This is a genomic window from uncultured Campylobacter sp., assembly GCF_937973075.1.
Classification (GTDB): domain Bacteria; phylum Campylobacterota; class Campylobacteria; order Campylobacterales; family Campylobacteraceae; genus Campylobacter_B.
Map to the genome: position 1 here is coordinate 1 of NZ_CALBWL010000024.1, position 17,372 is coordinate 17,372.

18 protein-coding genes and 1 pseudogene are annotated in these 17,372 nt (G+C 48.7%); 3 read left to right on the plus strand and 16 right to left on the minus strand.

Annotated elements, in window-relative coordinates; translation table 11 throughout:
- Positions 1–403 precede the first annotated feature (403 nt).
- Positions 404–1,042, minus strand: a complete 639-nt coding sequence (locus Q0274_RS02535; RefSeq protein WP_005871915.1) for a Crp/Fnr family transcriptional regulator — start codon at positions 1,040–1,042, stop codon at positions 404–406.
- Between the two features lie 354 nt (positions 1,043–1,396).
- Here Q0274_RS02535 and Q0274_RS02540 point away from each other — a divergent pair, with 354 nt between their 5' ends.
- The 3 genes from Q0274_RS02540 (at position 1,397) to Q0274_RS02550 (ending at position 4,703) form a co-directional block, all read left to right on the plus strand.
- Positions 1,397–2,230 carry a class I SAM-dependent methyltransferase gene (locus Q0274_RS02540; RefSeq protein ID WP_298027453.1) on the plus strand — a complete coding sequence of 278 codons (834 nt, stop codon included), beginning with the start codon at positions 1,397–1,399 and terminating at the stop codon, positions 2,228–2,230.
- A gap of 227 nt (positions 2,231–2,457) precedes the next feature.
- Positions 2,458–3,870 (plus strand): sodium:alanine symporter family protein, encoded by a 1,413-nt coding sequence (locus Q0274_RS02545; protein WP_298027454.1) that lies wholly within the window; start codon positions 2,458–2,460, stop codon positions 3,868–3,870.
- Positions 3,871–4,016: 146 nt separating this feature from the next.
- Positions 4,017–4,703: an MOSC domain-containing protein gene (locus tag Q0274_RS02550; RefSeq protein ID WP_298027456.1), complete on the plus strand. Its 687-nt coding sequence runs from the start codon at positions 4,017–4,019 to the stop codon at positions 4,701–4,703.
- A gap of 760 nt (positions 4,704–5,463) precedes the next feature.
- Here Q0274_RS02550 and Q0274_RS02555 read toward each other — a convergent pair.
- The 15 genes and pseudogenes from Q0274_RS02555 to Q0274_RS02620 form a co-directional block, all read right to left on the minus strand.
- Positions 5,464–5,838, minus strand: a complete 375-nt coding sequence (locus tag Q0274_RS02555; protein WP_298027457.1) for a hypothetical protein — start codon at positions 5,836–5,838, stop codon at positions 5,464–5,466.
- A 32-nt stretch (positions 5,839–5,870) separates the two neighbouring features.
- Complete coding sequence (locus tag Q0274_RS02560) at positions 5,871–6,479, minus strand: hypothetical protein (RefSeq protein ID WP_298027458.1); 609 nt, start codon at positions 6,477–6,479, stop codon at positions 5,871–5,873.
- 89 nt (positions 6,480–6,568) lie between these two features.
- Positions 6,569–6,928 carry a hypothetical protein gene (locus Q0274_RS02565; protein ID WP_298027459.1) on the minus strand — a complete coding sequence of 120 codons (360 nt, stop codon included), beginning with the start codon at positions 6,926–6,928 and terminating at the stop codon, positions 6,569–6,571.
- Complete coding sequence (locus Q0274_RS02570) at positions 6,897–7,082, minus strand: hypothetical protein (protein ID WP_298027460.1); 186 nt, start codon at positions 7,080–7,082, stop codon at positions 6,897–6,899. Before Q0274_RS02570 ends, Q0274_RS02565 begins: the two co-directional genes overlap by 32 nt.
- A gap of 341 nt (positions 7,083–7,423) precedes the next feature.
- Complete coding sequence (locus Q0274_RS02575; protein ID WP_298027461.1) at positions 7,424–7,801, minus strand: RidA family protein; 378 nt, start codon at positions 7,799–7,801, stop codon at positions 7,424–7,426.
- A 1,329-nt stretch (positions 7,802–9,130) separates the two neighbouring features.
- Entirely contained in the window at positions 9,131–9,892 is a 762-nt protein-coding gene (locus Q0274_RS02580; protein ID WP_298027462.1) for a TSUP family transporter, read from the minus strand.
- Positions 9,893–10,442: 550 nt separating this feature from the next.
- Entirely contained in the window at positions 10,443–11,219 is a 777-nt protein-coding gene (locus tag Q0274_RS02585) for a TIGR02757 family protein (protein WP_298027463.1), read from the minus strand.
- Positions 11,216–12,112, minus strand: coding sequence for an RsmD family RNA methyltransferase (locus tag Q0274_RS02590; RefSeq protein WP_367271905.1), 897 nt, complete (start codon positions 12,110–12,112; stop codon positions 11,216–11,218). Before Q0274_RS02590 ends, Q0274_RS02585 begins: the two co-directional genes overlap by 4 nt.
- 18 nt (positions 12,113–12,130) lie before the next feature.
- A pseudogene (locus Q0274_RS11080) lies at positions 12,131–12,484 on the minus strand (RsmD family RNA methyltransferase); the annotation flags it as partial.
- The gene (locus Q0274_RS02595) at positions 12,477–12,803 is read right to left on the minus strand and encodes a hypothetical protein (RefSeq protein WP_298027465.1); all 327 of its coding nucleotides are present in this window, start codon (positions 12,801–12,803) and stop codon (positions 12,477–12,479) included. The gene Q0274_RS02595 and the pseudogene Q0274_RS11080, both read right to left, overlap by 8 nt.
- Positions 12,803–13,900, minus strand: coding sequence for an SAM-dependent methyltransferase (locus Q0274_RS02600; RefSeq protein WP_298027467.1), 1,098 nt, complete (start codon positions 13,898–13,900; stop codon positions 12,803–12,805). Before Q0274_RS02600 ends, Q0274_RS02595 begins: the two co-directional genes overlap by 1 nt.
- Positions 13,897–15,066 (minus strand): acetylornithine transaminase, encoded by a 1,170-nt coding sequence (locus Q0274_RS02605; RefSeq protein ID WP_298027469.1) that lies wholly within the window; start codon positions 15,064–15,066, stop codon positions 13,897–13,899. Before Q0274_RS02605 ends, Q0274_RS02600 begins: the two co-directional genes overlap by 4 nt.
- Positions 15,063–15,680, minus strand: a complete 618-nt coding sequence (locus Q0274_RS02610) for a TRIC cation channel family protein (protein ID WP_297963907.1) — start codon at positions 15,678–15,680, stop codon at positions 15,063–15,065. The genes Q0274_RS02605 and Q0274_RS02610 overlap by 4 nt, the downstream gene beginning before the upstream one ends.
- Before the next feature lie 139 nt (positions 15,681–15,819).
- Positions 15,820–15,954, minus strand: coding sequence for a hypothetical protein (locus Q0274_RS02615; protein WP_298027475.1), 135 nt, complete (start codon positions 15,952–15,954; stop codon positions 15,820–15,822).
- Between the two features lie 321 nt (positions 15,955–16,275).
- Positions 16,276–17,322: an alpha/beta fold hydrolase gene (locus Q0274_RS02620; protein ID WP_298027477.1), complete on the minus strand. Its 1,047-nt coding sequence runs from the start codon at positions 17,320–17,322 to the stop codon at positions 16,276–16,278.
- Positions 17,323–17,372: the final 50 nt, after the last annotated feature.

Here is a 17,372-nt window from a genome sequence, read left to right on the forward strand (position 1 = left end):
GTTTCTTAAATTTTAAAAATTCCGATGCGTAAAATTTCGTTCGATCCAAAATTTTAAATTCCATAGCAACCCATAAAATTACAGCTTGATTTAAAATTTTAAATTCCATAGCCTGCCGCTAAATTTAAAATTCCAAAGCTTTGCGTTTTGAGATAGCGGATAAAATTCAAAAGTGAATTACGTGTTAAAATTTTAAACGAGATTGCAACCCAAAATTTTATATAAGTTAAAATTTTAGACGAAATCCTAAACGAAATTCGGGATGAAATTCCAAAACCAAGCTCTTGATAAAAATTTTACGCTGTAAATCTAGGTAAAATTCTGCGCCGTAACTTTAGACAAAATTTCGCGCTTAAGCCGTAAGCGTAAGCCGCATAAATGCTTTAAAAACTCTAGCCCGAGCCTAAACACAGTAGCTAAGCAATCTGTCGTAGTCTAGGATCAAAAACTCGTGCTGACTGATTTTTTGAATTACGTTATCTTTTACAAGCTCGTTAAACGCGGTACTCGCGCTTTGACGCTTGAGCCCCACAAAGGATGAAAGCACCTTTAGCGAAAAGGGCAAAAAGACGTATTTGTAGCCGTTTTGATGAAAATTCTGCTCGTTTGCAAGCTCGATCAAAAAGCTCGCGATGCGCCCTTTTGCATTTTCAAAAAGAATGGAGCGAGTGATTTTGCGCTGCAGTAGTATTATTTCGGTTAAAATTTTTATATACGCCTCGCAAAAGCTGCGATTTGCCAAGATCTCCCCGAGTCCGCTCGCATCGATCGTATAAATCTCGCTGTCTTCTAAAAACTCAAGCGCGCAAATTTCATTAAGAATAGTGATATTGTCCTTGTTTAGGTAGTTTATGATGAATTCTTCGCCGTCTTCAAAAAACGAAAGCTTCGCCTGCCCGCTTTTAAAAATAAAAACTTTAGGCGCCTCGCTATAAAAAACATAGCCTTTTTTGATGACTTGGTGCTCGAACATTGCAAGCTCCTCGTCGCTAAGCGTGGCGATAGCCTCGGTTTGCAGTAGACCCAGCCGCGATTTTTCCATATAACCTCCAAAAGCTAAGAATTATACAATGAAATATTTAGATAAAGATAAAGCTGCGCGGATGAAATTTACCATCTGCACTATAGCTGCGCATCTGGGTCGCCGGAGCTAATAAATTTTATAGCTATTAAAATTCTAAATTTTGCCCGCGCTTTGCATCGCGTAAAATTTCAAAAATTAATTGAGCTTTACGCGATAATATTATAGCCAAAGCCCACGGCGCGAATTTAAAATTCTACCTCTAAATAAAAATTCATATCATTTTATTGAAATTTTATTTAGCAAGGATATAATAATGCATATTAAAAATAAGCGGCATTTTGCTCGCGATAATACCGCAAGAGAGGGAGCCTCATGCAAAAGTTAAATTTTAAAAATAACGTCTCCGAGACGTTGCTAATCAACGTTTATATGCGCCATTTGGATTTCAAAGACGTGGATCCGATTCTAAATGATCCGTTTTCAAGCGCCGTCGTAGAGCAGATCGATTATGATTTTGCAAAATTTAACGACGCGCGTCTTAGCAAGACAGGCACCGTGATCCGCGCGAAATTTTTTGACGACGAGGCGCTGCGGCTCGCGGCAGAGTTTGACCACCCTATAATCGTGCAGCTCGGCGCGGGGCTCGACACTCGCCCGCTTAGATTGCAAAAAGCCCTACCGAGCGCCCTATTTTACGATCTCGATCTGCCCGACGTCATAGCCATGCGCGACGCGCTGCTACCCAAAGCAAAGAACAATTTCAGCCTGCCCTACTCGATGCTAGATCTTTCGTGGATGAACGAGCTGGTCGCAAAGCACGGCAGCACAGGTTATATATTCATCTTAGAGGGCGTGAGTATGTATTTTGAGAAAGAGGAATTTAAGAAATTTTTTATCGCGCTTTCGCAAAAATTTAGCGGCTACGTGCTGAGCGACTTTATGAGCGAGTTTTCGGTAAGAAAATTCGACTCCAAGCGCCACGACGCGATGCGGCATATGCAAAACGTGCCCTTTAAAATGGGTATCAGTGGCGGCGCAGAGGTGCAGAGCTGGGAGCCCGCCCGCATCCGCTTCATAAAAGAAGCCGCGATGATGAAAATGTATCGCGAGCACTGGAGCCTCAAAGGGCGCCTATTTAGCCTGATACCAGCCTTTTGCAATGCGTGCAAGATGTTCGTTTTCAAAATCGAAAGCGGTGATGAATAGGCTTAAAATTTCAGTTGATTGCTTTGCAAATTTCGACAGCTAAGGCGCGAATTCTAAGCTGCTTATCTGGCAAGCTGGCATGCAGAGCAAACGGCATATACCGCTTTACTTAATGCTTGAGTAAAATTATAAAAACGCTTTAAAATTTCGCTTAAATTTACCTCGATTTATAGGAATTTAAGAGTTTTTAAAATATATTTTCGCATCTTAAATTCACGGAAAAGATCATGCAAAATTTTCTCGACAAACTCACCGCCACAATTGACGCAATCAACTCCTTTTTGTGGGGTCCATACTTTCTAATCGCCCTACTTTGCGGCACCGGCGCGTATTTTACGGCGCGCTTGCATTTAGTGCAAATTTTTAAATTTAAAATGGGCGCGCGCAAGCTTTTCGGCAACTTCTCCCTGCACGGCGCGGCCGCGGGCAAAAGCGGCATGAGCTCGTTCCAAGCCGTCGCCACGGCGATCGCGGCACAGGTCGGCACGGGCAATCTGGTAGGCGCCAGCACCGCGTTAGTTATGGGCGGACCGGGCGCGATATTTTGGATGTGGTGCGCGGCGTTTTTGGGCATGGCGACGAACTTTGCCGAGATCTGCCTGGCTCAAATTTACCGCACCAAGGATGACAGCGGACATATGATCGGAGGGCCCGCGTTTTACATCAGTCGCGGACTCAAAAGCCCCCTTGCCAAGCCTTTAGCGGCATTTTTTGCTCTAGCCATCATCTTTGCTTTGGGCTTCATGGGCAATATGGTGCAGGCAAACTCCATCTCCGACGGCTTTAGCAGTGCATTCGGGATTCCGAAGTGGGTGAGCGGCGCAGCATTGGCGCTCATCTGCTGCGTCATCTTTTTCGGCGGCGTCAAAGCAATCGCACGCGTAGCCGAAAAGGTCGTGCCACTAATGGCGATCTGCTACGTGCTGGTGGGTCTCGTCATCATCGGCTCAAATTTCGATAAAATTCCATCCGTCATCGCACTGATATTCAAAGCCGCATTCGATCCATCTGCTGCCTGGGGCGGCGCTACGGGCGCTACGATCGCTACTGCGATGAGATACGGCATCGCGCGCGGGCTCTTTTCAAACGAAGCGGGCATGGGCTCGACGCCGCACGCACACGCCGCGGCGAATGTCAAACACCCCGTAGATCAAGCCGTGCTCGGCATAATGGGCGTTTTCGTCGATACATTCATCGTGCTTAACATCACCGTTTTCGTCGTGCTTAGCACCGACGTAGTCACCTTCGAAAACGGCAAGGCGGTATTTTCGGGCATCTCGCTGGTGCAGGAAGCCTTCGGATCGCAAATTTTGGGTCGCAGCGGCGGCTACGGCTTCGTGGCGATCTGTCTGTTTTTCTTCGCATTTACCACGATTTTGGGCTGGTATTACTTTGCCGAGATTAACGTGCGATACCTCCTGGGCGCAAAATTCGTCAAGCTCTTGCAAATTTTAGTCGTCGCATTTGTATTCATAGGAAGCGTGCAAAAGATCGACCTCGTCTGGGGGCTAGCCGATATGTTTAACGGACTGATGGTGATCCCAAACCTAATCGCGATCATCCTACTTAGCCCCGTCGTCGTGCGGCTTTTGAGTGACTTTAACGACGGCAAAAGTTACGACGCGAACGACTACAAATAATGCCGCGCGCTAAATTTCAAGCCCGCGCTTGGAATTTAGCGCAAAATCATCTTAAAATTTAGAATTTTAAAATTCTTTTCGAGCTAAAATTCTTGCCTAAATTTTATGATCTAAGGAGAACGGATGCAAATTTTAAGGAGCAAAAAATGCCAATTTTAAAGGCATTACTGACCGGACAGCCGCGCGCTTACGGCGATGAGCGCGCTACGCAGCCTCTAAAAAAGCGCTGGGAAACGGCGATATTTAAGCAAGCCAGAGCGGGCGAAGTGCGCGCAAATGAGCTTGGATTCGAGGGTGACGCGGTAGCCGACACGCTGCATCATGGCGGGACGGAAAAGGCGATTTTTGCCAACTCGCTGCAAAATTACGCGGCGTGGGAAAGGTTTTTGGGACTTAAAAATCTAGCCTACGGCGCAATGGGCGAGAATCTCACGATCAGCGGACTACACGAACAAAACGTATGCATCGGCGATGTGCACCGCATAGGCTCGCTGGTACTGCAGGTAAGCCAGCCGCGCAAGCCCTGCTATAAGCTCTCGATGCGCTGGGGTAACGCGGAGATGACGGCGGAGATCGCGCGCAGCGGACTTACCGGCTGGTACTACCGCGTGCTAGAGGCGGGCTCGTGCCGCGCAGGCGACGAGATCTACGTCGTGGGGCGCGACCCCGCTATGATGAGCGTGATGGAGCTTAACCGTCTATTTTACGGCGATCGCCTCGATGAAGGGCTGTTAGCAAAATTTAACCTACTTGCGACGCTTACGCCAAAATGGCGCGAGGATATGCGCCGCAAGCTAGAGGGCAGCTACGACGACAGCTTTATGCGGCTATGAAATTTAGCCTGGAAGCGGCGTGATAAAACCAGCAAAGCAGCGCCGCACCTTGTTAGTTTTAATACACACTCTTGGTACGGATTTCAAAAATGCTTTCTTGCGTGCTAGCCTGCAAAATACTTTCTCGACTTGAGCATTTAAAACATCTTCTAGGCTTTCGGTATCAGCGCGCAAAACTACTTCTTAAGTGCGAGCCCTAAATTTGGTTAAATTTCAAAGCTGGAATTTTAATTTAATCCTCGCCTCACGCACGCAAACGATCTATTCTCTCACCATGTTTTGCGGCATGATACAGGCTGCAAGCAGAATTAAAGACGCAAATTCAACCGCACTTAGAATTTAAGCCGCTATGAAATCTAAATTTAATCGCACATTAAAAGCCGCGCGCGCCGCTCTTTGTAAATTTTAAAATTTAAAAGCGGTAAATTTAACTCTCTTGCTGAGCAGTGAATTTTCCATAAAAGCCAAAAAGCAAAAAAGCGAACTATTTTTACTCGCGTGACACTCTCATCTTGCGCATTTAGCGACGCAGCTCTTATGTATGCTGCAAAACGAGCTCCTAAGCTTTTAACGCGCGCCAAATTAGACATGTCAGATACTTCGCCAAGCGCCTTCAAAGCTCATTTATAGCGCTCGCTATAAGTAGAATTTTGCGCGGCGCGGCAACAATTACGACCTTTAAGAGCGCGCACGTAGCTCAAAAGCCTATTTCAGCCTTTAAAAAACCGCGCTCCGTATAGCTCAAAATCCACTTCTGCGCTTAATCAATTACCGCAATCCCCGCATTTGCGCAGGTTTTTTGCGCCTTTTTGGATATGCCGATGCCGGTCGTTTCGATTTTCTTAAGGTTTTTGAATTGCGCAAGCTCGGCGGCGTCAATGTTTTTAATGTCGAAAAGCTCGTCCTCGCCGTCCCAATCAGGCGCGATTTGCAGGTAAATTTCGTTTCCGCCGTCAAGATATAGCTCGCTCACCTGTTCCGCCAAATTTGCGGGGACCGGATAGTCCTTAAACCACTTTTTGGCTTGCGGCAGCGCGCCGAAGTCCGCATACGGATCGATGCCGCGCTCCTCGCAGTACTCAAACACGTCAAATTTGGGCTGTAGCAGGGATTTTTCATACATCAGCTCGTTCATCACGGCGATTTTGAAATTGAAATTTTTAAACGCTAGCGTCTCGCTCGCCGCGCGCGGAAGCTTAAATTTACGCTCGGCTTTCGCTTTACCTTTTTTGCCTTTTGATTGATGCAGACGCGTCCTATCGGCATTTTCGCAGCTCGCACGATATCTGCGATCTCGTCGGTGTCGCGCTTAGCGAAGCGCTCGGCAAAATCCATCGCGCCTATGCGCTCCTGCACAGCCTCGGCTAGAGCTAGCGAGACTTCGAATTTACCAAGGCTAAGCTCCAAAAATATATATGCGCCGCGCAGCTCCTGCTCGGATACGGCCTCAAGCGGCGGCCTGCCCTCAAGCGTGAACGCGCCGCCGTATAGCTTGCGCGGAACCTCATGCTGCACGCCCTTTGTGACCTCAAGCATCAAAATTATCTCGGTAAGCTTCTGCTCTGCGAGCTCGCCCGCGCGCACGAAGGCGAAAATCCCCGCCTCATCCCAAAAATAGCGGCTTTTGCCCTCCCCATCATCGATCACGCGCGGCTGCCCCAAGGCTTCGTTAAACTTAGCCAGATCGAACTCGCAGTTTACGCCGCCGATGAAAATGCCGTCCGAGCGCATGTCGACGTCAAATTTATCCTTTTTAAAAATGTCAAACAGTCCCATTTTATCGCTCCTGATTTTGCGTTAAATTTCGTTTTAAAATTTTTCCAAAAACCCGTAAAAATCGTCTGCGAAAAGCCTATCCTCGCCTTCTACATAGTGCGCACGAAGACCTTATATTCGCACGGCGCGTCATCTGCCCGCTCGCTCGCTATCTCTTTCGTCGCTTCGCTTGCCACCTCATCTGCCGCCTCGCCCATTGTCGCGCCCGCAGCTTTGCACGTCGTTGCGGCATTCATATCGTGCGCCGCATCCGGCGATCGCTCCGCATGCGCTTCGTCGTCCGATGCCCTGTTTTCTGCACCGTCGGCTACCGTCGCGACGACTGTATCGCTCGCAGCTTTGCCACTCGTGCTCTCCGCCGTCTTGCCGTGCGCCGTGTTTGGCGAGCCATCCGCTATGTCGCTTGCGGGCGAAATTTTAAAATAATACTCCTCGTCCTCGAGCTGCAAAAAACACGAGCTCGTCCGCGGCGAATAGCCCGTTTTTTAGATTTACCTCATACGTGTAGCAGATGTCGGCGTCGGCACTATCCGCAAACTCGGGCGGCGCGATCGTTTTTAACTCCGTCCCCGCTGCACTCACGCTGGCGTATCTTAGCAGCATCTGCTTGTAGCTCGCAGGCAGCGCGAAACCGAGCCGCCACTGCGCCTGCGCGATCCATGCGGGCTCTATGTCGCTGCGCCCCGCAGCCGTGATATTTTTAGATTTTTAAATAAGTTTTTCTATCATTTTGATCCCATTTTGAGCGAGAAATTTTAACGCCTTAGCGCACCAGACGCGCTGTTTACATAAAACCACGGGCATTTGGCGCGGCTTTGAAAATCTAAATTTAAAAGCTCGCACAGCTACAAAATCAAAGCGAGCCGTTTAAATTTCGAGCAGCCCGCGTATAAATTTTAACCGCAAACGTGAACTGACAGAGTTCTAGTGATCTAAATTTAGCGCTAAGCCCTAGCCAGCGCTATTACTTCGATCTCCACCAGCGCGCCTTTGGGGAGTTTGGCGACCTGCACCGTGCTGCGAGCGGGCTTGTGCGCGCCGAACGTCGCTGCGTATATCTCGTTCACCGCGGCAAAATCGCCCATATCGGCCAGAAAAATCGTAGTTTTGACGGCATCTTGCAGCGTCGCGCCCGCTTCTTTCAGGATCGCGGCGAGGTTTTGCAAAACCTGCCTGCTCTGCGCCTCCACGCCGCCCGCGACAAACTCGCCGTCCGGTTTAAGCGCGATCTGCCCCGAGGTAAAGATAAACCCACCCGCCTTGATCGCCTGAGAGTACGGTCCGATGGCCTGCGCCGCATCGGGAGTCGAGATAATCTGCATACTAAATCCTTTGTGAAAAATTTCGCCCATTTTATCGCAAAATATTTTAGCATTGCTTTAGACGGCGGAATTTTGCGAGCAAGATTGCGGGCGCAAAGGGTGCGACGGTGCAGCTAAAATTAATGGGCGACGAGGGGTAGATAAATTTTGCCGGAGATGGTAGAGTGAAACGGCACACAGAGTGCGCGGCGTAGCGGTGAAATTTAAAAGGCATGGATAGATAGAATTTCGCCAATCACAGCAAAGCCGAACGGCATACGTATTAAATTTATCGCACAAATACAGCGGACAATATGGCGAGAAGCTAGCGCGGAATAGCGATCCGTGGCGGCGAAACGGCAAATTTAAAAGAGCTAACGGGCGCAACAAAACAGAGTGTGAAAGTGCGGCTAAATTTAATCGATACGGGCACGGCGGCGAATCTGCACAGCAAATGGTTGAACTGTCGGCACGAGCGCAGGGCGAGTAAAACGGCTTGCTAAGGTGGCGTGTATTTTAAAAGGCAAGTAAGCGGGAAAGAGGCGTGCGTGACGGTACCCGATTAAATTTCATAGCACGGGCACGATAGCATTGTGCGCTCGGCAATACGACGACTCTATCGACGACATCGAATGAATGCATGGCGATACAACGAAATAAATACAGACAACGCGGCTAAATTTAACCGATGCGGATGGACGGAACTTCATCGGCATCGTTGCGGCAGCAAATCAAATCCTTGCACCATCAAGACCATCAATGTCGCGACAGCAAAATCAAGCCACCCACGGTAGTGATACGGACGGCGGGGCAGTAAAAGCAGCGCCAAAATTGCTACCATCGCAGCAGAAAAAACAGCGCCGTCATAAAAATCAGTGGGCACCGCACAACGCAATTAAAATCCTCGCAGTAGCAAGCGCGGTAACGAAGTCGTCGATGTAGCGGAGCAAAATCGACGATATCGAAACAATAAAATCAAGACCTCACGACAAGCGAGACCTCCGACGTAACGCCAATAGAATCAACATCGCAGCAGCGGGAAATTAGCGTAGTCGCGATAAGATCAGCACAACGCTACGATAAAATTGACACTACAATTAAAATTTACAGTGTCGCAGTAAATTTGGTGCGACACTGCGGCAAGATGGCACTGCAGCAGTGAAATCGACACTGTCGCGACAGTAAGGATCAGCGTCATCGAAATAGATCGACGAGAGCTCATAAAATTTTACATGAAATTTTATACGAAATCCTGTATAAAATTCTATGATTTTGGCTTGGGATTAGCCTGCGATCAGCCCTCAATCGGTCCTGTAATCAACTCGCAATCAGTCCCAATCAGTCCTGTATTCAGCTTGCGATCAGTCCGTAAAGTAGCTTTAAAATCGTAGCGGCAACGACGAACAGAAGCATCTTGCGCACGAATTTTACGTCGCACCGCATCACCAAGCTTGAGCCTGCGAAGCTGCCCGCGATCTGCCCGACCGCCATCACCGCTCCGACGAGCCATAAAATTTGCCCGCCGATGATAAAAACGCCCAAAGAGACGATGTTTGAGGTGAAATTTAAAACCTTCGTGTGTGCGACCGCCTTTTTCATATAAAGCCCTAAAATTCCCACGAGCGCAAACGTCCAAAACGAGCCTGTGCCTGGGCCGAAAAACCCGTCGTAAAAACCCAAAACAAGCCCGAAAATCGCGTAAAAGCTCTTTTTTGACATCTTGGGTTTGGCGGGCGCTTCGCCTAGGTTTGGCGAAAAAATCATATAAAGCAAAAGCGCCAGCAGCAGGATCGGAATGAGGTAGTTTAGGAATTTCGCATCGACTAGAAGCAGGACATAAGCGCCGACGAGTCCGCCTATGAACGTAAAAATCACGCCGCACAAGATCTCCGCTGCATCGACATAACCCTTGCGGATGAAATTTAAAGCGGCGGTGAAACTTCCGAAACTGCCTTGAAATCTATTTGTGGCGATCGCTACATGCGGCGGAACGCCCACGGCAAGCAGCGCAGGCAGCGAGATCAGTCCGCCGCCGCCCGCGATCGAGTCTATAAATCCGCCGAAAAATGCCGCCGCAAAAAGCACCGCAAACTGCCAAAGTTCAAGCTCCATTTTTGTCCTTTTTTTTCAAATCACGCAGGCACGTGCTATGAACGCCTGTCAGAATTCTCGCAATTACGATCGTAAAACTGCTCATGCACCGCAAAGTGCATACGGGCACCTGCTAGAATTTCGTGAAATCCTATAAAATTTCGCGGAATTATATCGGATTTTACTACACGGCTCCCGCTTAAATTTTATGAAATTTATCGCGCGATTGCCGTTTTAGCTCCATACATTTTATCGCGTCGCGCACAAGCTGCAAAATTCTATAAAATTTTAGCAATGCAAAGCGGCGAAATTTTACTTGAATTTCATAAAATAGCCCTATAAATTTCGCGCAGCTATCCGTGAAATTTGCAGAATTTTATAAAGCGATCTTTTGCTAAAATTTTATGAAATTTCGACGCGCTATACTTAAGGCGCGCGGCAAAATCCATAAAGCCAGCCCTACTTATGCGGCAAAACAGCGCAAAATTCCGCCGCACAGCCGCACTAAAACTTCATAAAATTTCATCGCCCCGCTCGTATCAGATAAAATTTCGCCAATTATTCCGCAGTTTTATCTAAACTCGCCGCTTAGTTCCGGCAAAATTTTATCTATCTCGCCGCTCTGTCCGAGGCGATACAGCGCGAAGTCGTATTTGATGGGATCGCTCGGATCGAAGCGCCTTAAGCTTTGCGTAAGCTGCAAAACCGCCTCAAAATCGTAACTCTTGCGATCGATCAGCCCAAGCTTAAGCGAAACTTTATGCGTATGGGTATCGAGCGGGATGAGGAGGCGCGATTTTTCGATCTTTTTGTACAGCCCCAGATCGATGTCGCTGTCGCGCACCACCCAGCGCAGGAAAAGATTGTAGCGCTTGTACGGCGACGTAGGCTTTTGCGAGAAGCCACGCCCGAAAAAAAACTCATACCCCGGGCTGCGGTAGGGATTTAATCTGTAAATCTCGCCGATTAAAAAATTTATCCCATCCTCGATCCGTCCGCTTTTTTGCATGCCGCGAAGCACGCTCTCTTCGATGCTAAGGCTATTTTTAAGCCGCTTTAAAGTTATAAAAATTTCAGCGACGTCGCGCGAGCTTTGAAATCTATACTTTTTGCTCGCAAGCTCTGCACCAATGCGCTCATCGCTCCCGTCTAAAAGCGAAAAATCAAGCGAGCGAAGAAATTTTAAAATTTGAGCCGCGCTCCCGTAAGCAAACAGCGCGCAGATAAGTGCTACGACGTCGTTTCGATGTCCCTTTGCGACCTGCAGCGGATCGGGCGCGCCGAAAAGATCCGCGTCGCAATTTTTCAAATCGGCGTAATAATCTAAAATCTGCTTTAAGCTTTTCATTTTGCGTAGTAGCTCATCGTCGTAGCGCCGAATTTGCGCGATTTAAGCAGTGCGAAATCGCCGATTTTAAGCGGCAACTCAAGCTCGCTCATATGCTCGATCGCGATTAGCAGCTCGCACTGCGCGGAGCCCAGGCGCGTTATCAGCGCCAGCACCCGCTCGTAAATCCCGCCAAAGCCCTGCCTAATCGCAAACGGTGGGTCCAGATAGACAAACACTCTGCGCGCAGGATCGAAGACGGAATTTTCTATGGAATTCGCAGTAGAATTTTTTCTTGAATCATAGATGAAATTTGCGTTTGAATGTAAATTTTCTCCGTAGCTAGCGTTAAAATTCTCGCCTAAATTTAAGATTTCTTTCTCTTCGCAGCTCGCGCCTAAGCTCGCACCGCGATTTGCGTCAAAATTAGAACTTACGCCGTATTTTGAGCTTAAATTTACGTTGCAATTAGCGGTCTCGACGTCGTTAGCGTCGTATTGCGAAGCAGAGCTAGCATCAAACTTTTCGCTAAAGTTTGCGGCGTCCGTGGCTAGCGAATTCACACAGTATTTTATACTAGAAGCGCTCGCATAATCGCCAATCTGGGCAGAACCGCCAAAGCCCTCGCCCGCGCAATCGTCATTTACGCCGCTCTGCGTACCATTTTGCGTGCCGTAAGACACGCTGTTTTGCGTACCGCATTTTGCAAAATCTTTCACGCCGCTTTGCGTGCCACCTTCCGCTTCTACGCTTTGCGCGGCGCAGTATCCGTTCTCGCCCTGCTCTACGCCGCTAAAGCTTTTGCGACAGCCCTCTTTTTCGCCGTCTAAATTTTTGCGGTAGGTGGCGGCATGGTTTTTGTCTAAATTTTTGCCGCTTAAATTTGGCGAATTCGTGCCCGAGCATCCGTTCATATTCGCTTGCAGCTCGCGCAAAATTTCTGGCAGTCGCTCGAAGCAATCGCCCAAAATCGCGTTTGCGCCTAGTCCGAAAAGCTCGAAATTTTTCCGCATTATCTTATGCGCGGCAGCGTCCTTTTCGATCGCATAAACGTTTTTTGCGCCGTTGCTTAGCGCTTCAAGCGCCATTGCACCGCTGCCGCCGAAGCACTCGATAAACACCGCGCCGCGCAACTCCGCCCGCCACGTATCGAAAAACGAGCCCTTTACGATGCTTTTCGTGCTGCGCGTGCTCGAAAGTGCGGGCAGAGCGGGCTTTTTGCCCTTATAAATGCCGCTTGAAATTTGCGTAAAGAGCGCGCCGGTGGGTTTGGAAAATTTAGCCATTTTGCCTTCTTAAAATTTCGATGATTTTTTCCTTAAACTCATCAAACAGAGCGCAAATTTCCTCTTCCGCCGCGTCGTATTCGCTAAGATCCCGCTTTAGCGAACCTTGGAAATCCTCTAGCCTGGATAGCAGAGTATTCTTTGAAAACGGTAGCGCTAAATCACCGCCCTCGCCGATCAAAAATAGCGGTTTTGCCGAGCTTTGCGGCTCATCGCTTATCACAAAGTCGCAATCCTGCGCACTTGCGGCATGATCTTTTAAAAACAGCTCCAGCGTCTTTTGCAAAATTTCGCAGTCGCAATCGATAAAAGCTTTCATCAAAGCCCCTTTTTAAATTTTATCATCTTAAACTTCTCACCAAACTCCGCGCGCAGGTGATTAAACTGCAAAAGCGCGTTGCGATAGCCCTTCTCGCCGCTTTTTTGCATAAAAAGCTCTAAAAGCTGGACCGCGCCGAAGTCTATGAGAGCCGCGATCTGTCTTTTAAAATCCGCCGTGACGGCGCCTGCGTCCTCAAACGCAGCACGCAAAATTTCAAAATTTACGTCGTAGGTAAGATCGCTCTTGCCGTAAAAATCGCTCAAGTTTTGCACCTCAAAGAAGCTAAAAACTTCGTGATTTCGGTAGATCCGCAGGCTGAAATCGCCGCTAGCGCCCATCTGTCCGTAATCAAAGGCGATGAAATAAAACCGCTGCGCGCTGGCGCAAATTTCGCGGGCGAAGCGAAAGTATTCGACAGGGATTTCGCCGCGCGAGATGCCGAATCTGCGCGCGAGGGTCAAAATTTCGCCTTCTTTTATGGGGGCAAATTTTGCCGCACCGCTCTTTACAAAAAGCATATTTTCACCGTCCACCGCCTCGCATTTAAAGGCGTCGAAGAGTTCATTTGCCACAAAGATCGCATCTTTAAATTTCGCCTCGCGCGCGCTTGTAAAGTGCTTTAGCGCAATTTCATCGCCGAAGCTCTCCGCAAAGCTCGCCCGCTGCAGCTCGCGCAGGCGCTCGTGCGGCTCGATGATCGCAAAGCTAAATTTATCAAGCGCCGCCGCGCCGCCCAGCGTAAAGATAGCTTGCGCTATGTCGCAAAGCAGCCGTCCGTCGTGCGAGCCGATCTCTACGATAGTTATTTTAGCGCTATTTTGCGGCTTTTTTACAGGCGCGGCATTTAAATTTAGCTTGCCAGGATTAGCCGCAAGATTTTGCCGCGACCTATCTGGGTTCGGCGCCGCGTCTAAGCTTAACTCTTGCGCCGCGCAAAAATCCGCGCTTAGGCGTAAAATTTCGCGCGCGATGCAGATCCCAAAGAAACTCCCTACGCTCACGGCAGTGTAAAAATCGCCGCTCTTACCGATTTTAGCGGCATTTGCGTAGTAGCTCTCGTTTAACCAGCCCTCAAAAAAATCGCTAAATTTCACGCCCGCACTATCTCGTCCAGGCTTTTGCGTAGGCGCGCGAAGCCCTCTTTGATCTCGGATTTTTTGATATTTAATGCAGGCAAAAATCTAAGGGTGCGCTTGCCGGATTTTAGGATCAAAAGTCCGTTTTGCAGGGCTTTGTTAAAGATCTCGCCCAAGTTTTTTTCATCGCGTAGCACGAGGCCTTGCATCAGACCGAGCCCCACGTGCTTTTCGATCAGGCTAGGATAGTCTGCGGCGATGGTGTCTAGTTTTTTGATAAATCTTTTTATAGTCTTATCAAGCTTGCCGCTCGCTTTTAAAAACTCTAGCTGCGAAAGCACCGCAAGCGCCGTAGAGGTCGCCAAAAAGTTACCGCCGAAGGTGCTGCCGTGCTCGCCCGGAGCGAAAATATTTTGCTGCGCCACGCACGCGCCGATCGGCACGCCGCCCGCAAGACCTTTGGCAAAGGTGATGATGTCGGGGCGGATGCCGTAAATTTGCGACGTCGCAAACTCGCCCGTGCGATATACGCCGCACTGCACCTCGTCGGTTATTAAAAGCAGCTTTTTCTCTTTCAAAACAGCCGCCAGCTTTTGCACGCTAGCCTTATCCAGAGGCTTGATACCGCCCTCGCCCTGGACTAGCTCGATCATCACGGCGACGCTGTTTTCATCGATGTGCGCGATGATCTCCTCGATATCGTCGAAAAATTTAAATCCGGGCATATAGGGCGCAAAAATTTCCGGATGAAATTTCTCCTGCCCGGTAGCTTGTAGCGTCGCTAGCGTGCGGCCGTGGAATGAATTTCGCAGAGTTAGAATTTCAAATTTTTTATTAGGGAAGTTTACGGTGCCGTATTTGCGCGCCATTTTGATCGCCGCTTCGTTAGCCTCCGCGCCCGAGTTACAAAACACCGCGTATGTGCGGTATCCTAAAAGCTCGCTAATCTTTTGAGCCAGGGCTTCTTGGGGCAGAATTCTATAGATATTTGAGCCGTGGATGATCTGCGCGGCTTGCGTGCCGATCGCTTCCAGCACGATCTCGTTTGCGTGCCCTAGGCAGTTTACGCCGATGCCCGCGCCAAAATCTACGTAGTCCTTGCCCGCTTCGTCATAGACTATCGAGCCCTCGCCTCTTACTAGCGCTACGTTTACGCGCGCGAAATTATCCATCAAATAGTTCATTTTTTATACTCCACTTTAGGCAGATGCCAAGATTTGTAATAAGCCACCATGCGAAACGCAACCCCTAAAACCAGCAAAATAATCACCGAAAAGGCGCCGCTAAGCCCCAACCCATCAAGCACGAAATATATCAAGCCCACGCCCATGCTTATCGTGCCATAAAGCCCCGTATGCAAAAACCACGGCACTTCGTTCAGCAGCACGTCGCGCAAAATACCGCCGCCCACGCCGTTGCAAAACGCGATTAGCACCACGCCAAAAACGTTGTGATTGTAACTTAGCGCGACCATCGCTCCCACGATCGAAAAGCTTACGACGTCGATCGCATCGGTTAGAATAAATAAAAATTTACCCTCTAAATCGCGATTTTCGTAAAGTTTAGCGAAAATAGCTACGGCGCTTACCGCAAGCACGATCGTTACGGGCGCATAGTGCGTAAACGAGTAGATTTCGCGGCTTACTAAGGTATCGCGCATGATTCCGCCACCAAGCGCCGTCAAAAACGCCGCGATAAAGATCCCAAGCCAATCGCAGCCCTTCTTTACGCCGAATAAAAACCCGCTAAGCGCCGCCGAAGCGATGCCCACGCACTCCGTAAGCTCTAAAATACTCATATCACAACCCGCTAAAATCCTTTTAAAAACGCATTTTACAACAACTAAATATAAATTTCGGTAAAGCGCGACGGGCTGGATAAATTTAGACGCGGCGGGATAAATTTCAGAGCGGCGGATAAAATTTGAGCGCGGTGAATTAAAATTCTACGAGATAGAATTTCATATGGCAGAATTTTAAGCGGCTAAAATACGGCGCCGTCGGGGCGTAAATATAAAATTTAGACTTGAAATTTATAAACGACTGCGGAGATAAAATTTCATAAAATTTCATAAAATTTCATAAAATTTCATAAAATTTCATAAAATTTTATCGCAGCTAAAGCATACGGCGTTGCGGCCTAGCAAAAATTTTAGTTTTAAATTTACGGCATAGCTGAGCTAGAAAGAATTTAACGCTACAAAGTCGGCTCTATGCTTACGCCAATGGCGCATAAATTTTAATTTGAAATTACGCCTCTTTTTTGGCGCCGTGTTTTGCCGCTATAAAATTTCATGCGATTTTACGAAGACCTAATCCGCGCGGAATTTTGCGTAAAATTTTAAAATTTAGCGGTCGAATTCTGCGTGAAATGTTACGCCGAGCTCCGCTATATTAGCGCAGCCTCTCTTTTAAAATCTTCCAAGTCCCGGGCATTGCCAGCAGTCCATTATGCCGCGCGTCTGGTATTTCATAAAATATATCGCCCGCCTTAAGAGATCCCGCAAGATCGCGGCAGTGTTGCACCGGTATCAGCTCATCTGCGGCTCCGTGGATGAGCGTGATCTGCGTGCCGCGTGCCGCTTGCAAAAATTCCGCAGTAGGAATCTTATAGCGGATCAAAAATTTAGGCACGAAGGGGGCTTTTTCGTGCGCGAGTCGCTCGAAGCTAAAATAGGGCGCGAGCAAAATCAGCCGCGCCGCATCCCACTTCGCAGCCTGCTGTGCCGCGATGCCGCTTCCGATCGAGTAGCCGATCATCGCGAGCTTTCTTGGCGGATGCTGCGCTAAAACGTAGCGGCTCATCGCATCGGCGCTCGCAAAAAGCTGCTGCTGCGATGAAATTTTGCCGTCCGATTTGCCGTAGCCCGGGTAATCGAAAATATAAAAATCGTATCCCAAAGCCGCAAAATCCGCGCCGTATGCGCCCCAGCCGCTCACGTCGCCGAAGTTGCCGTGAAAGAACAAAATCGCGCCTTTAGGCTCTGCCGCGCTAAATTTCAGCCCGTTTATCGACCCACCTTGAAAGGGGATATTGATCTCTTGAAATTTTATCGCAGCGGCGTTTGTCTTATTGCCCGCTGCGATGTCCTGAGAAGTATTTTCGCCGATATGCTCGCCGCTAGTTTGAGCGCTTTCGTTTTTGATCTCGCCCGCTGCGGCGCCGCTTTCTTTTGTGTCGCTCGCTGCAGAAGCGCTTTCGTCCGCAGCGCCGTTTGTCGCCGCACTATTTTGCGTAGCGGACGACGGCGTATCTAAATGTGCGCCGCTCTCGGGCGCGTTCACAAGTCCAGTAAATTCGGAATTTTCAAAGCTAAATTTGAAGTTTTTATCCAGCGGCTCGCCCAAAAATATTAGCCGTTCTTGAAAGATATAAAGTCCCGCTAGCACGCAGACATAAACACACGCCGCGATAACGCACAGCCTAAGTAAAACCCTCATCGCCGTCCTTTAAATTTAAAGCCGAGACGCAAAAGCGCGCAGCAGCACGC

Bases quoted from the DNA above. Each gene is read 5' to 3' on its own strand.
- Q0274_RS02535 (WP_005871915.1), bottom strand. From the start codon at position 1,042: ATGGAAAAATCGCGGCTGGGTCTACTGCAAACCGAGGCTATCGCCACG.
- Q0274_RS02540 (WP_298027453.1), top strand. From the start codon at position 1,397: ATGCAAAAGTTAAATTTTAAAAATAACGTCTCCGAGACGTTGCTAATC.
- Q0274_RS02545 (WP_298027454.1), top strand. From the start codon at position 2,458: ATGCAAAATTTTCTCGACAAACTCACCGCCACAATTGACGCAATCAAC.
- Q0274_RS02550 (WP_298027456.1), top strand. From the start codon at position 4,017: ATGCCAATTTTAAAGGCATTACTGACCGGACAGCCGCGCGCTTACGGC.
- Q0274_RS02555 (WP_298027457.1), bottom strand. From the start codon at position 5,838: ATGAACGAGCTGATGTATGAAAAATCCCTGCTACAGCCCAAATTTGAC.
- Q0274_RS02560 (WP_298027458.1), bottom strand. From the start codon at position 6,479: ATGGGACTGTTTGACATTTTTAAAAAGGATAAATTTGACGTCGACATG.
- Q0274_RS02570 (WP_298027460.1), bottom strand. From the start codon at position 7,082: ATGCTGCTAAGATACGCCAGCGTGAGTGCAGCGGGGACGGAGTTAAAA.
- Q0274_RS02575 (WP_298027461.1), bottom strand. From the start codon at position 7,801: ATGCAGATTATCTCGACTCCCGATGCGGCGCAGGCCATCGGACCGTAC.
- Q0274_RS02580 (WP_298027462.1), bottom strand. From the start codon at position 9,892: ATGGAGCTTGAACTTTGGCAGTTTGCGGTGCTTTTTGCGGCGGCATTT.
- Q0274_RS02585 (WP_298027463.1), bottom strand. From the start codon at position 11,219: ATGAAAAGCTTAAAGCAGATTTTAGATTATTACGCCGATTTGAAAAAT.
- Q0274_RS02590 (WP_367271905.1), bottom strand. From the start codon at position 12,112: ATGAACGGATGCTCGGGCACGAATTCGCCAAATTTAAGCGGCAAAAAT.
- Q0274_RS02595 (WP_298027465.1), bottom strand. From the start codon at position 12,803: ATGAAAGCTTTTATCGATTGCGACTGCGAAATTTTGCAAAAGACGCTG.
- Q0274_RS02605 (WP_298027469.1), bottom strand. From the start codon at position 15,066: ATGAACTATTTGATGGATAATTTCGCGCGCGTAAACGTAGCGCTAGTA.
- Q0274_RS02610 (WP_297963907.1), bottom strand. From the start codon at position 15,680: ATGAGTATTTTAGAGCTTACGGAGTGCGTGGGCATCGCTTCGGCGGCG.
- Q0274_RS02615 (WP_298027475.1), bottom strand. From the start codon at position 15,954: ATGAAATTTTATGAAATTTTATCTCCGCAGTCGTTTATAAATTTCAAG.
- Q0274_RS02620 (WP_298027477.1), bottom strand. From the start codon at position 17,322: ATGAGGGTTTTACTTAGGCTGTGCGTTATCGCGGCGTGTGTTTATGTC.